The sequence below is a fragment of the Mycobacterium sp. genome (assembly GCF_035499775.1).
Classification (GTDB): Bacteria; Actinomycetota; Actinomycetes; order Mycobacteriales; family Mycobacteriaceae; genus Mycobacterium.
The window spans coordinates 1-13343 of record NZ_DATJYB010000220.1 but is presented as its reverse complement, the minus strand read 5'-3'; the positions used below and the strand labels follow the sequence as shown (position 1 = coordinate 13343).

Here is a 13343-nt window from a genome sequence, read left to right as displayed (position 1 = left end):
CCATAGGCCCGTCCAGAGGCCGAACGCTAACCTGACGTTTGGTCTACCAGCGTCGCCGTCGGTGCGTTGGTGCGCACTGATTCGACGCCGTTCTGCGCCGCCGCCTTCGATTTGTACCCCTCGCTGCTGGCGATGATTTCCCCGTTGGCGGCCTTGAGCCGGAACCGGAACTCGCCGCGAGCGTCCTTGTAGACCTCAAAATTGGCAGCCATCTCGAACTCCTCTGATTGACACTGCCGACCCCGGTCCCACGCTAGCCCGATCAGGTGCTTGCGCATAGCGAGCGATGGCGCGTCAGCTGCTCGCAGCAGGCTGGCCGAGACGGAGTTCCCGCGCCAGGGTGGTTGCCCGATCTGCGGCCTCGACGACCCGTCGACCCAGGGCTTCCAGGTCGTTGCCGCGAATCGGGCGCATCGACCCGAGCACCATCAGTGAAGCGGTTACGGTCCCGTCCACATCGAACACCGGCGCCGAAATCTGCACGAGCTGAATCTCCGCGTCGTGGTCGACCTGAGTCGCCAGGTACGCGCTGTGGCGCAACTGCTCGATCAACTCATCGCGGGCGCGACGGTGTATCACACGGCGAATGGATCTCTGGAAGATCTGATAAACGACGTAGACCCCTTGGTTGTGCAGTACGGGAGCGAGGGATACGAGATGGTCAACTGCTCAGTGAATTACACTCAGGTCGCGAGCCGTTTCCAACAGGGCCAGGGCAACCTGTTGACTTTTCAGTGGAGCATCGTCATAGCCATGAAACGCCCGGAGTTATCCAATCTTCCAGTCTGAAAGTGAGCCCATTTTCGCCGACTCACAGCGACACGACCGCCAGTTGGTCGTAGCGTGCCTGTAGGGCAGTGATGATTTTCGTTGCAGCGCTGGCAGTGTCGGTTGTTCAGACGGTCGACCGCTCTACCCTCCTCGAAGTTCCGGATCAGCGAGGACAACCGCGACATCTCGTCTTCACCTGAGCGCTTGCAGCCTTCGGAGCGCCAGCGTGTAGGTCGGCCGCCCCGGGGTTTGGGTGCGAGGTCACTGTCGCACTTGGCGCACTCGGTGGGTATGTGCTGCACGCGTGGCCAAATATCCTTGTACTGCAATGGATTTCGCTAGTGTCAAGATGTTGAATGCCAGATATCGGTGTGGCACTCGTGATTTGGTGGTTTTGATCGGCAGCCTGGCGGATGGTCGGCTGTCGCGGAAGTGCCCCGATGTGGTTGTGCATGGTGCCTGCTACATTCCACGGAACGGACAGTTTGGCGGGACGCTTGGGCGTCACCAGCGGTAAACCGCAGGTTGGGCGGCCCGCGTGGGGTTGGCGTAGTTGCCCATCAACGCAGACCCGCGTAGTTGAGTAGCGCCGATGAAATACATCTCCGCGCGGAACTTGAGGTCGTCCGGGATCCGATTGACAAAAGTCTGTCCAATCGGGGACATCCGCGCGTTACGTCACGCTAACGTCACGGGGGTCCGGAAAAGGAAAAAGGTCAGAGGGTAAAAATACCCTCTGACCTGCGGGGTGAGTGACGGGACTCGAACCCGCGACATTCAGGATCACAACCTGACGCTCTACCAACTGAACTACACCCACCATGGCCGCCGGCCGGCCCTCGGCAGGGGGCTAACAAGCGGCGACGTCGATACTAGCCGGTCGGCGGCTCGTCGGCCGAATCGTTTGTGTGCGGTGCGTCCGACCCGTTCTGAAGATCGGCAACCACCGCGGCGATTTCGCTGGTAGACGGCCCCGGCAACGGCACGAACGCGGTGCGGCGGTAGAACTGCAGCTCGCGGATGGACTCGTGGATGTCGGCCAAGGCGCGGTGCGTGAGCCCCTTGGTCGGCTGGCCGAAGTAAATCCGCGGGTACCAGCGCCGGCAGAGTTCTTTGATGGAGCTGACGTCGATCATCCGGTAGTGCAGAAACGAGTCCAGCTGCGGCATGTCGCGGGCGATGAACGAACGGTCGGTGGCGATCGAGTTGCCGGCCAGCGGCGCCGTCTTGGGTTGCTTGACGTGCTCGCTGATGTAGTCGAGCACCATCGTCTGTGCGGTCGCCACGTCGACGGTGGATGCTTTGACCTCGTCGATCAATCCCGAGCGAGAGTGCATCTCGGTGACCACGTCGATCATCGAGGCCAGTGCAGCGTCCTCCGCGTGAATCACCACGTCGATTCCGTCGCCGAGAATGTTCAGCTCGGCGTCGGTGACCAGGGCCGCGATCTCGATCAGCTTGTCTGACCCCAGATCCAGCCCGGTCATCTCGCAGTCGATCCACACCATTTCTTCACGCACAGCGCTCTACAGTATGCCCACGCCAAGCTGTGCCCCTGCTTCCCCCCTTGGGAACTTGCCCCTAAGAAGTAGGGTGAGGCTTTGCCGTATTTGATGGGAACTACTCGGGGAAGAGGGCGCGGCACGATGAGCACCGAATCGGCGGCGACACCCGCCGCACGCATCGCGGCAGGCTACGCAGTATCGGGCAAGGCCCTGGAATTGGGCACCGTCGTGGTCGACGGCGAAGCCGACCCGACCGCCCAGATCCGCATTCCGCTGGCCACCATCAACAGGCACGGGCTGGTGGCGGGGGCGACCGGTACCGGCAAGACCAAGACGCTGCAGCTGATCGCCGAACAGCTCAGTGCCGCAGGGGTGGCGGTGCTGATGGCCGACGTGAAGGGCGACCTGTCCGGACTGTCCCGGCCGGGGGAGGCCAACGACAAGACCGCCGCGCGGGCGAAGGACACGGGGGACGAGTGGACGCCCACCGGGTACCCGGTGGAGTTCTTGTCGCTGGGCACCGACGGCATCGGCGTGCCGGTGCGAGCGACGATCTCCAGCTTCGGCCCCATCCTGCTGTCAAAGGTGTTGGGGCTGAACGCAACCGGGGAAGCAACGCTGGGACTGATCTTCCACTATGCCGACCAGAAGGCCCTTCCGCTGCTGGATCTGAAGGACCTGCGTGAGGTGATCACCTTTCTCACCAGCGACGAGGGCAAACCCGAGCTGAAAACCCTTGGCGCGGTATCGCCCACCACCGCCGGCGTCATCCTGCGGGCATTGGTCAACCTGGAAGCCGAGGGTGCCGACACCTTCTTCGGCGAGCCGGAGTTGAACCCCGATCACCTGCTGCGCAAGGACGACCAGGAGCGCGGCATCATCTCGCTGCTCGAGTTCAGCGGCCAGACGTTACGGCCGGTGATGTTCTCCACCTTCCTGATGTGGGTGCTGGCAGATCTGTTTCAGCACTTGCCCGAGGTGGGCGACGTGGACAAGCCCAAGCTGGTGTTCTTCTTCGACGAGGCGCATCTGTTGTTCGCCGACGCGTCCAAGGCTTTCCTGGAGCAGGTCGAGCAAACCGTCAAACTGATTCGCTCCAAAGGCGTCGGCGTGTTCTTCTGCACCCAGCTGCCGACCGATCTGCCCAACGATGTGCTCTCCCAATTGGGCGCCCGGGTTCAGCACGCGTTGCGGGCATTCACCCCTGACGACCAAAAGGCGCTCAGCAAGACCGTGCGCACCTATCCGAAAACCGATGTCTACGACCTGGAGTCGGCGCTGACGTCGTTGGGGATCGGCGAGGCCGTCGTCACCGTGCTGTCGGAGAAGGGCGCGCCGACGCCGGTGGCGTGGACGCGCATGCGGGTGCCCCGTTCGCTGATGGGGGCCATCGGCTTTGACGCGGTCGGCGCGGCGGCTCAGGCCAGCCCGCTGTACAACGAGTACGGCCAGACCATCGACCGGGACTCGGCCTACGAGATGCTGCGAGCCAAAATGGCTGCTGGGCCGCCGTCCGAGGAGTCCGGCGGTGACTCTCCGCCGGTGCCGGCGGACGCCGAGGTGCCGCCAATGCCTGCGCCGGTCGAGAAAAAGGGCCCAAGCATGTTGGAACAGGTGCTGCACGACCCGACCGTCAAGAGCGCCATCAACACCGGTGTCCGCGAGATCACCCGCAACATCTTCGGCACCGGCCGGCGCCGCCGAAAGTAGCGTTAGCCGCCAAGCTTTTTGTAGAAGCTGCCCACGATCGGCGCGACGATGGCGCGCGGCGCGTAGCCGCTTGCCACCGACATGGCTTTCGACGTCAGGCCGGGTACGACGCGCATCTTGTTGCGCTCCAACGCATCCAGCGACACCTGGGCGGTGTGTTCGGTCGAGATCCACAGGAAGTCCGGTACGAGTCTTTCGACCAGCGACCTTTCGGCGTCCTCGGGTAGATCGGTGCGCACCGGCCCGGGCGCCAGCAGCGTGACGTGCACACCGGAGCCGCGCAGTTCACCGCGCAGCGATTCACTGAAGGTGTTCGCGAAGGCTTTCGTCGCGGCATAGGTGGCGTTGTAGGGAATCGGCGAATTGCCCGCCGCCGAACCGGAAATCAAGATGCCGCCGGCCCCACGCTTAATCATCCCGGGCAGTACGGCCAGCGTAAGGTCGTGCACCGCAACGGCATTCAGCTGTACCTGAGCCTTTTCACCCGCCGGGTCGAGGTCCGAGACGGCGCCGAAAGTCGCGGTACCGGCGTTGGCGCACAGGATCGAGATGGGGCGGTTGGCCAGTTCGTCGCACAGCTTCGCCCGTTCCTCCGGGTCGGCGAGGTCGGCAGGTCGCACTTCCACGGCCACCCTGTACTTGTCGACCAGCCGCGCGGCCAGGTCGGTGAGCAGGTCCTCGCGTCGTGCCGTGACGATCAGGCTGTGTCCGCGCGCGGCAAGTTCGGTGGCCAGCGCTTCGCCGATGTTCTGCGAAGCTCCGGTGACGACGGCACGCGCTTCGGGGCTGGGAGCGGGTATCGGCATGCGCCAATCGTAGACAGGGACCCGGCTGTTGGCGGGTGGCTGCCGTCTAGTCTGCGGCCATGGCATCGAGACTGCACTGGTGGCGCCGAGACTGCCTACAGGTCGCGATTGGGCGCCAGACCACGCCCTCACTACAGTCTCGGTGAGCGCGCCGTCCGAATGTCCACGCGATGCGCGCCGCACCGGCTGGCCGTCGAGTCTGCGGCCACTCCGTCGAGACTGCGTACAGGTCGCGATTGGGCACCAAACCACGACCCTCACTACAGTCTCAGCAAGCTCGCCCCGGCCAATCCCGGCGCTTCGACCGCCTAACCAATAGAGTGCCGGGCATGGGTCAGCCGGAATCGGCTTCGGGGGCAATCGTGCGATCTCGGGTCGTCGCGTGGGCGTTGTGGGACGCCGGGTCGACCGGCCTGACCGCGATCGTGGCGACCTTCGTGTTCTCCGTCTACCTGACCAGCTCGGTGGGCGTGGGCATTGCCGGTGCGACCACGCCGGCAAGTTGGCTGGGCCGGGCCGGGGCCATCGCCGGATTGACCATCGCCGTCCTGGCACCCGCGATCGGGGTGTGGGTGGAGTCCCCCCACCGCCGGCGGGTGGCGCTGAGCGTGTTTACCGGTATGGCAGTGGCCCTGGCCAGCGCGATGTACCTGATCCGCAACGAGCCCGCCTACTTTTGGGCCGGGCTGGTGCTGCTCGCCGGGACGGCGGCATGTGGGGATCTGGCCAGCGTTCCGTACAACGCGATGTTGCGTCAGCTCTCGACGCCGGAGACAACGGGCCGGATCTCCGGCTACGGCTGGGCCGCGGGCTACTGCGGCAGCGTCCTGCTACTGCTGCTGATCTACTTCGGGTTCATTGTCGGAAAAGGCGACCATCGCGGGCTGCTGCACGTGCCCGTGCATGACGGGCTCTACGTCCGGACGGCGATGCTGCTGGCCGCGGCATGGCTGGCAGTGCTGGCCCTGCCGTTGTTGTTGGTCGCACACCGATTGCGCGACCCCGGTGAGGTGTCCCACCCGACGAGCATGCTGGGCGGCTACCGCAAGCTGTGGCGGGAGGTGAGGTCGGAGTGGCAACGTGACCGCAACCTGGTCTTCTTCCTGGTCGCCAGCGCGCTGTACCGGGACGGGCTGGCGTCGATCTTTGCCTTCGGTGCGGTGCTGGGCGTCAACGTCTACGGCATCTCGCAAGCCGACGTGCTGATATTCGGTGTGGCGGCCAGCGTGGTGGCCGCGGTGGGCGCGGTTGTCGGCGGCTACGTCGACCACCGGATCGGCTCCAAACCGGTCATCATCGGGTCATTGCTCGTGATCGTCAGCGTGGGTTTGACCTTGATGGGAATGTCCGGTCCGTTGGCCTTCTGGATAGGCGGACTGCTGCTGTGCCTGTTCATCGGACCGGCGCAGTCGTCCTCGCGCGCCGTATTGCTGCACATGGCGAGCGAAGGCAAGGAGGGGGTGGCCTTCGGTCTGTACACGATGACGGGGCGCGCGGTGGCGTTCCTGGCGCCGTGGCTGTTCTCCGTGTTCGTCGACGCGTTCGGCGCCGTGCGTGCCGGCCTGGGCGGTATCTCGCTGGTATTGATCGCCGGCATCCTGGCGATGATGATGGTCCGTGTCCCACCCCGCCGCGTTGCCGTGGTCGAGCAGCCCTAGTTCGGCGGGGCGTTGCAGATCGTCAGACCCACCCCGACGCGCTGGCGTATCTGCACCCCGTCGACCGTGAGCGAGCAGGTGACATTGTGGCCGATGTTGATGATCGTGACGCTCGCCGGATGAAGGGCCGACTTTGACAGGCTGACCTCTTTGCTCCACGGCAGCGCCACGTTGAATTCGGTCTGTATCACGTCGCCGGTGTCCATCCAGGTGATGCTGATCGCGCGGCCGTCACCGCTGACGTTGTAGACAACACTCTGCATCGCGCCCGGTTCAGTCGTCGCGGTGGGTGTGCCGGAGCGGGTGGGCGGTGGTGGGAGCGGGAGCGGCAGCCGGGGACGGCGCGTCGTCGTCGGCGCCGGCGACTGGGACGGGGTTGTCGAACTCGACTCCGGCATGCCCGGCAGCGGCGGGACGGCGGTCTCGGTTTTGGGCCCGCCGTTGGTGAGTACCAGCGCGATGACCAGGGCGACGGCCAGCAGCACCGCCACAACGGTCAAGATCCACAGCCAACGCGGCGATTTCGGGCCTTCCGGCGGGGGACCTGTCTCTGCGCGCGGGCGTCCCTCCGACCGCGCTTGCTCTTCCTGCCAGTACGCGGGTAACTGAAGGGTCGGGTGCGACTCGTTGGGATTGGGGGCCCACTGCGGAGGCGGACCGGCGTAGGTCGCCGCATATGGCGCCTCGTCGGCGTAGGCAGGGTCGACGTGCGGCGGAATTTGGGGTTCGTATTCTCCAGAGCCCGATAGAGGGGGACTCAACCGCTGCGTTCGACGTGGATCGTTCATGTCCACCTCATGGATTGCAGGGTACCTGCGCCAGCCGCCTTGGTGCGTTTTCGCTGGACGAGCACGCCTGCTGGCGCGCCGGACCTACCGATCGCCGGCCGTCAGCGCCGCCACTGTCATCGCCCGCATGACGGTGCGTGAACGGAGTGCGCGGGCCGGTTTCGTCTCGGCTGACTTCATACTGTGCGGCGTCGAGTTCAGCAGTCCGAACGCGGCGTGCGCCATCAGCCGGGCATCGGCTTCGGCCAGCTCGGGGTTCAACTCGCGCAGCACTCCCACCCAGATCTCCACATACTGCCGCTGAGCTTTGCGCACCTGACGCTGAGCCGCCGCGGGTAGGTGTGCGAGGTCGCGGTCCTGGATCCGGATGAGGTCCGGTTCGTTCAGCGCAAAGTCGAGATGAAAATCGATCAGCCCGTCGAGTGCCGTGGCAGCCTCAGAGGTACCGCCCGTCACGTCGCGGGCACCGGCGAGTAGCCGGGCGCTGATCCCGACCAGCAGCTCGACCAGCAGCGATTCCTTGTTGGGGAAGTGCCGGTAGATGGCCGGACCGCTGACGCCGGCGGCGGCGCCTATGTCTTCCAGTCGCACGGCGAGGAAACCGCGTTCGGCGAACAGTCGTTCGGCGGCCGACAGCAGCTGTAAGCGCCGGTCGGACTTCAACTGGCTGCGCCGATTTGGGGCTTCACCTTGGCCGGGCTGGCCGTCCTGAGCGGACGCTGTCACGACGGACCTCCGTCCAACTCGTCCTGGACACTTCGGTTAATCGTCACTAACGTAGCACGAGTTACGTGCAATTAACTCAAGTTTGTCGCACGGCAAGCGCCAGGCGGAGGAACCGTGGCAGCCGCAGGACCCGTAGACCGCGACACGCCGTCGTACGACCGGGGCCCGAGCCGACCTCCTCTGCTCGAGACGACCATCGGCGCCAACTTCGCTGATACCGCTACCGAATACGCGCACCGCGACGCACTCGTCGACGTCTGTGCGGGACGCCGGTGGACCTACGCCGAGCTGCTCGCCGATGTGCGCTGCCTGGCCACCGGACTGCTGCGCGCGGGCATCGGCCGCGGCGATCGGGTCGGCATCTGGGCGCCGAACCGGTGGGAGTGGGTGCTCGTCCAGTACGCGACGGCGGAGATCGGCGCGATTCTGGTAACCATCAACCCCGCTTACCGCACCCGCGAATTGGAGTATGCGCTAAGGCAATCCGGGGTGACGATGGTGATCGCCGCCCCGAGTTTCAAGACCACCGACTACGCCGCGATGCTGGCCGAGGTCGCTCCGCACTGCCCGGAACTGGCCGACGTGGTGCTCGTGGAGGGCGATCGCTGGGCAGCGCTGACGACGACCGCGGCCGATCTGACCGCACTGGGGGATATCGCGGCGACCCTGGACAGCCGCGACCCCATCAACATCCAATACACTTCTGGCACAACGGGATCCCCGAAGGGCGCCACCCTGAGCCACCGCAATATCCTCAACAACGGATACCTGGTGGGCGAGCTAATCGAGTACACCGCGCAGGACCGGATCTGCATCCCGGTGCCCTTCTATCACTGCTTCGGCATGGTGATGGGCAATCTGGCGGCCACCAGCCACGGTGCCTGCATGGTGATCCCGGCTCCCGGCTTTGAACCTGCCGCCACGCTGCGGGCGGTGCAGGCCGAGCGGTGCACCAGCCTCTACGGGGTGCCGACGATGTTCATCGCCGAGCTCGGCCTGCCGGAGTTCGCCGACTACCGGCTGGGCAGCCTGCGCACCGGGATCATGGCGGGCTCGTCGTGCCCGGTCGAGGTGATGCGCAAGGTGATCGAGCACATGCACATGGCGGGCATCTCCATCTGCTACGGCATGACAGAAACGAGCCCGGTCTCCTGTCAGACCCGCAGCGACGACTCGCTGGCGCGTCGCGTCGGCACCGTCGGCCGGGTGGGTCCTCATCTGGAGATCAAGGTGATCGACCCGGGCACCGGCGAGACCGTGCCCCGCGGCGCGGCCGGAGAATTCTGCACCCGCGGCTACTCGGTGATGGCCGGCTATTGGAATGACCCGGGCAAGACAGCCGAAGTCGTCGACGACGAGGGCTGGATGCACACCGGGGACCTCGCCGCCATGGACGGGTGCGGCTACGTGCAGATCATGGGCCGGATCAAGGACATCGTCATCCGCGGTGGCGAGAACATCTCGCCGCGCGAGATCGAGGAATTCCTCTACACGCATCCGGATATCGTCGACGCCCAGGTCATCGGGGTGCCCGACGCGCGCTACGGCGAGGAGCTGATGGCGGTGGTCAAGCTGCGCGACGCGGCCGGCGGGCTGACCGTGGAGGCGTTGCGCGACTTCTGTACGGGCCAGATCGCGCATTTCAAAATCCCGCGGTACCTGTGGGTCGTCGACGAATTCCCGATGACCGTCACCGGCAAGGTCCGCAAGGTCGAGATGCGGGAGCGGGCAATCGAATTCCTGCGTGGCAGGGACTGAGCGACCGCATGCGACGTGGAGGTCCCTGGACGCACCGCGCGGGCGATGGTATTCTCAGGCCCAGTTAATGAAGATTAACTGAAATTGGAGGCGCTGCGGTAATGGACAAGGTGGTGGCTACCGCCGCGGAGGCGGTAGCAGACATAACCGACGGGTCGTCGTTGGCAGTCGGAGGATTCGGGCTGTGCGGCATTCCGGAAGCACTGATCGCCGCGCTCGCCGAGAGCGGCGTCACCGACCTCGAGACGGTGTCGAACAACTGTGGCGTCGACGGGGTGGGGCTGGGAGTGCTGTTGCAGCACAAGCGAATTCGCCGAACTGTCTCGTCGTATGTGGGCGAGAACAAGGAATTCGCCCGTCAGTTCCTGTCCGGTGAGCTCGAGGTGGAACTGACCCCGCAGGGCACCCTGGCGGAGCGGCTGCGCGCCGGCGGCATGGGCATACCGGCCTTCTACACGCCGGCCGGCGTCGGCACCCAGATCGCCGACGGCGGACTGCCGTGGCGCTACGACGCGTCGGGAGCCGTGGCGGTGATGTCGCCCCCGAAGGAGGTCCGCGAGTTCGACGGCGTCACCTATGTTCTGGAGCGGGGGATCCGCACCGACTTCGCGCTGGTGCATGCGTGGAAGGGCGACCGGCACGGCAACCTGGTGTACCGCTACGCCGCGGGCAACTTCAACCCGGAGTGCGCCCCGGCCGGGCGCATCACGATCGCCGAGGTCGAACATCTCGTCGAGCCCGGAGAGATCGATCCCGCCACGGTGCACACGCCGGGCGTGTTCGTGCAGCGGGTCGTACACGTGCCCGATTCCGTGAAGCGAATCGAGAAAGAGACAGTGCGGTCATGAGCGGGCCCTCTGTTGCCGAGCGTGACGCCAGCCGCACATTCGGCGTCGAGTGGGCGGCCAGCCGCACGTCCGGGCCGGCAGCGATGAGAAGGAGTGGCGCCAAATGAGCTGGACCAGAGAAGGCATGGCGGCCCGGGTGGCGGCGGACTTCGAGGACGGCCAGTACGTCAACCTCGGCATCGGAATGCCCACCCTGATCCCCAACCACCTGCCCGACGGCATCCATGTCGTCTTGCATTCGGAGAACGGGATCCTCGGCGTCGGTCCGTACCCGAGACGCGAGGACCTCGACGCCGATCTGATCAACGCGGGCAAGGAGACCGTCACCACGCTGCCGGGCGCCGCGTTCTTCGGTTCGTCGACCTCGTTCGGAATCATCCGCGGCGGGCATCTGGACGTGGCCGTGCTTGGCGCCATGCAGGTTTCGGTCACCGGCGACCTGGCCAACTGGATGATCCCCGGCAAGATGGTCAAGGGCATGGGCGGCGCGATGGACCTGGTGCACGGCGCCCGCAAGGTGATCGTGATGATGGAGCACGCGGCCAAAGACGGCAGCCCGAAGATCCTGGAACGGTGCACGCTGCCGCTGACCGGTGTGGGCTGCGTGAATCGCATCGTCACCGAGCTCGCGGTCATCGACGTCTGCGACGACGGTCTGCACCTGATCGAGACCGCACCCGACGTGTCCGTCGACGAGGTGGTCGCGAAAACGCAGCCGCCCCTTACGATTCGAGTGGCCGCGCCGTGACGACCGTAACGGCTGCACCGTCGTTCGCCGACGAGCACCGCAGGCTCCTTCAGGAGCTAAACGACAAGCTCGCGGCGGCGGCTCTGGGCGGTAACGAGCGCGCGCGGGAACGTCACGTCAGCCGGGGCAAGCTGCTGCCCCGCGAACGGGTCGACCGGCTGCTCGATCCGGGCAGTCCGTTCCTCGAGCTGGCCCCGCTGGCCGCCGGCGGGATGTACGGCGACGAGTCGCCCGGAGCCGGCATCATCACCGGGATCGGCCGGGTATCCGGGCGTGAATGCGTGATCGTCGCCAACGACGCGACGGTCAAGGGCGGCACCTACTACCCGATGACGGTCAAGAAGCATCTGCGTGCGCAGGAAGTCGCGCTGCAGAATCGGTTGCCCTGCATCTACCTGGTCGACTCCGGCGGCGCCTTCCTGCCGCGCCAGGACGAGGTGTTCCCCGACCGCGAGCATTTCGGGCGAATCTTCTACAACCAGGCGACCCTGAGCGCCAAGGGAATTCCTCAGGTGGCGGCGGTGCTCGGCTCGTGCACTGCGGGCGGGGCCTACGTGCCGGCGATGAGCGACGAGGCCGTCATCGTCCGCGAGCAGGGCACGATCTTCCTCGGCGGTCCGCCGCTGGTCAAGGCCGCCACCGGCGAGATCGTCACGGCCGAGGAACTCGGCGGCGGAGACCTGCACTCGCGGGTGTCCGGCGTCACCGATCACCTCGCCGACGACGACGAGCACGCCCTGCGCATCGTGCGCTCGATCGCGGCCACTTTCGGCCCCCGCGACCCCGCTCAGTGGGACGTGGGGCGTTCGGTGCCGCCCAAGCACGCGCAGACCGAGCTCTACGATGTCGTGCCGCCGGATCCTCGGGTGCCCTACGACGTGCACGACGTCGTGGTGCGGCTGGTCGACGGCGGCGAATTCAGCGAGTTCAAGACCAATTACGGCAAAACGCTGGTGACCGCCTTCGCGCGCATCCACGGCCATCCCGTCGGGATCATCGCCAACAACGGTGTGCTGTTCAGCGAATCCGCTTTGAAAGGCACCCATTTCATCGAGCTGTGCGACAAGCGCAAGATCCCGCTGTTGTTCCTGCAGAATATCGCCGGCTTCATGGTCGGTCGCGACTACGAGGCCGGCGGCATCGCCAAGAACGGCGCCAAAATGGTCACTGCCGTGGCCTGTGCCCGGGTGCCCAAGCTGACCGTGGTGATCGGCGGATCCTATGGTGCGGGCAACTATTCGATGTGCGGACGGGCCTACTCGCCGCGCTTCCTGTGGATGTGGCCGAATGCGCGGATCTCGGTGATGGGTGGCGAGCAGGCGGCGTCGGTGCTGGCCACCGTGCGTGGCGAGCAGCTGTCCGCGGCCGGTAAGCCCTGGTCGCCCGACGACGAGGAGGCGTTCAAGGCGCCGATCCGGGAGCAGTACGAGGACCAGGGCAACCCCTACTATTCGACCGCCCGCCTGTGGGACGACGGCATCATCGATCCGGCCGACACCAGAACAGTTGTCGGGCTTGCTCTTTCGGTGTGCGCCCACGCCCCGATGGAACCGGTCTCCTACGGCGTATTCCGGATGTGACGCGATGTTCGACACGGTATTAGTGGCCAACCGCGGCGAGATCGCGGTGCGGGTGATCCGGACTCTGCGCCGGCTGGGCATCCGGTCGGTGGCCGTCTACAGCGACCCCGACGCCGGGGCGCGGCACGTCCTCGAGGCGGACACGGCCGTGCGGCTGGGACCCGCCGCGGCCCGGGAGAGTTACCTCGCGATTGACAAGGTCGTCGACGCCGCGGTGCGCACCGGCGCGCAGGCGATCCACCCCGGCTACGGATTCCTTTCCGAGAACGCCGATTTCGCCGCCGCGTGTGAACAGGCCGGTGTGGTGTTCCTCGGACCGCCGGCGCGCGCGATAGAGGTGATGGGCGACAAGATCACCGCCAAGAACGCCGTCGCCGCCTTCGACGTCCCGGTGGTGCCGGGTGTGGCACGGCCGGGGCTGACGGACGACGAGCTGATCGCCGCG

The 13343-nt window shown here is 65.9% G+C and carries 14 protein-coding genes and 1 tRNA gene; 7 read left to right on the top strand and 8 right to left on the bottom strand.

The window, feature by feature from the left end; all coding sequences use genetic code 11:
• Nucleotides 1-26: 26 nt before the first annotated feature.
• From VML93_RS14345 to orn, 5 genes are all read right to left on the bottom strand, one after another.
• Complete coding sequence (locus tag VML93_RS14345; protein ID WP_325611555.1) at nucleotides 27-212, bottom strand: YegP family protein; 186 nt, start codon at nucleotides 210-212, stop codon at nucleotides 27-29.
• A gap of 82 nt (nucleotides 213-294) precedes the next feature.
• Nucleotides 295-579 carry a hypothetical protein gene (locus tag VML93_RS14340; RefSeq protein ID WP_325611553.1) on the bottom strand — a complete coding sequence of 95 codons (285 nt, stop codon included), beginning with the start codon at nucleotides 577-579 and terminating at the stop codon, nucleotides 295-297.
• A gap of 696 nt (nucleotides 580-1275) precedes the next feature.
• The gene (locus VML93_RS14335; RefSeq protein ID WP_325611551.1) at nucleotides 1276-1437 is read right to left on the bottom strand and encodes a hypothetical protein; all 162 of its coding nucleotides are present in this window, start codon (nucleotides 1435-1437) and stop codon (nucleotides 1276-1278) included.
• 81 nt (nucleotides 1438-1518) lie between these two features.
• Nucleotides 1519-1591: transfer RNA gene (locus VML93_RS14330), tRNA-His, on the bottom strand.
• Nucleotides 1592-1643: 52 nt separating this feature from the next.
• On the bottom strand, nucleotides 1644-2291 hold the full coding sequence (gene orn / locus VML93_RS14325) for an oligoribonuclease (protein WP_325611550.1): 648 nt from the start codon (nucleotides 2289-2291) through the stop codon (nucleotides 1644-1646).
• A gap of 126 nt (nucleotides 2292-2417) precedes the next feature.
• Here orn and VML93_RS14320 point away from each other — a divergent pair, with 126 nt between their 5' ends.
• On the top strand, nucleotides 2418-3986 hold the full coding sequence (locus tag VML93_RS14320; RefSeq protein WP_325611548.1) for a helicase HerA-like domain-containing protein: 1569 nt from the start codon (nucleotides 2418-2420) through the stop codon (nucleotides 3984-3986).
• A gap of 2 nt (nucleotides 3987-3988) precedes the next feature.
• On the opposite strand, the gene cmrA is transcribed toward VML93_RS14320, so the two are convergent.
• Nucleotides 3989-4792 (bottom strand): mycolate reductase, encoded by an 804-nt coding sequence (cmrA, locus tag VML93_RS14315; protein WP_325611547.1) that lies wholly within the window; start codon nucleotides 4790-4792, stop codon nucleotides 3989-3991.
• 329 nt (nucleotides 4793-5121) lie between these two features.
• On the opposite strand from cmrA, the gene VML93_RS14310 reads away from it, so the two are divergent.
• Nucleotides 5122-6450 carry an MFS transporter gene (locus VML93_RS14310; RefSeq protein ID WP_325611545.1) on the top strand — a complete coding sequence of 443 codons (1329 nt, stop codon included), beginning with the start codon at nucleotides 5122-5124 and terminating at the stop codon, nucleotides 6448-6450.
• On the opposite strand, the gene VML93_RS14305 is transcribed toward VML93_RS14310, so the two are convergent.
• The gene (locus tag VML93_RS14305) at nucleotides 6447-7238 is read right to left on the bottom strand and encodes an MmpS family transport accessory protein (RefSeq protein WP_325611543.1); all 792 of its coding nucleotides are present in this window, start codon (nucleotides 7236-7238) and stop codon (nucleotides 6447-6449) included. The two genes, VML93_RS14310 and VML93_RS14305, sit on opposite strands and share 4 nt — an antisense overlap.
• A gap of 84 nt (nucleotides 7239-7322) precedes the next feature.
• Entirely contained in the window at nucleotides 7323-7964 is a 642-nt protein-coding gene (locus VML93_RS14300; protein WP_325611541.1) for a TetR/AcrR family transcriptional regulator, read from the bottom strand.
• Nucleotides 7965-8078: 114 nt separating this feature from the next.
• Here VML93_RS14300 and VML93_RS14295 point away from each other — a divergent pair, with 114 nt between their 5' ends.
• The 5 genes from VML93_RS14295 to VML93_RS14275 form a co-directional block, all read left to right on the top strand.
• Nucleotides 8079-9722, top strand: a complete 1644-nt coding sequence (locus VML93_RS14295; protein ID WP_325611540.1) for an AMP-binding protein — start codon at nucleotides 8079-8081, stop codon at nucleotides 9720-9722.
• A gap of 101 nt (nucleotides 9723-9823) precedes the next feature.
• On the top strand, nucleotides 9824-10570 hold the full coding sequence (locus VML93_RS14290) for a CoA transferase subunit A (protein ID WP_325611539.1): 747 nt from the start codon (nucleotides 9824-9826) through the stop codon (nucleotides 10568-10570).
• 103 nt (nucleotides 10571-10673) lie between these two features.
• Complete coding sequence (locus VML93_RS14285; protein ID WP_325611537.1) at nucleotides 10674-11318, top strand: CoA transferase subunit B; 645 nt, start codon at nucleotides 10674-10676, stop codon at nucleotides 11316-11318.
• Nucleotides 11315-12898 (top strand): carboxyl transferase domain-containing protein, encoded by a 1584-nt coding sequence (locus VML93_RS14280; RefSeq protein ID WP_325611536.1) that lies wholly within the window; start codon nucleotides 11315-11317, stop codon nucleotides 12896-12898. Before VML93_RS14285 ends, VML93_RS14280 begins: the two co-directional genes overlap by 4 nt.
• A gap of 4 nt (nucleotides 12899-12902) precedes the next feature.
• Nucleotides 12903-13343, top strand: a 441-nt coding sequence (locus VML93_RS14275) for a biotin carboxylase N-terminal domain-containing protein (protein WP_325611534.1), incomplete at its 3' end; no start/stop codon positions are given.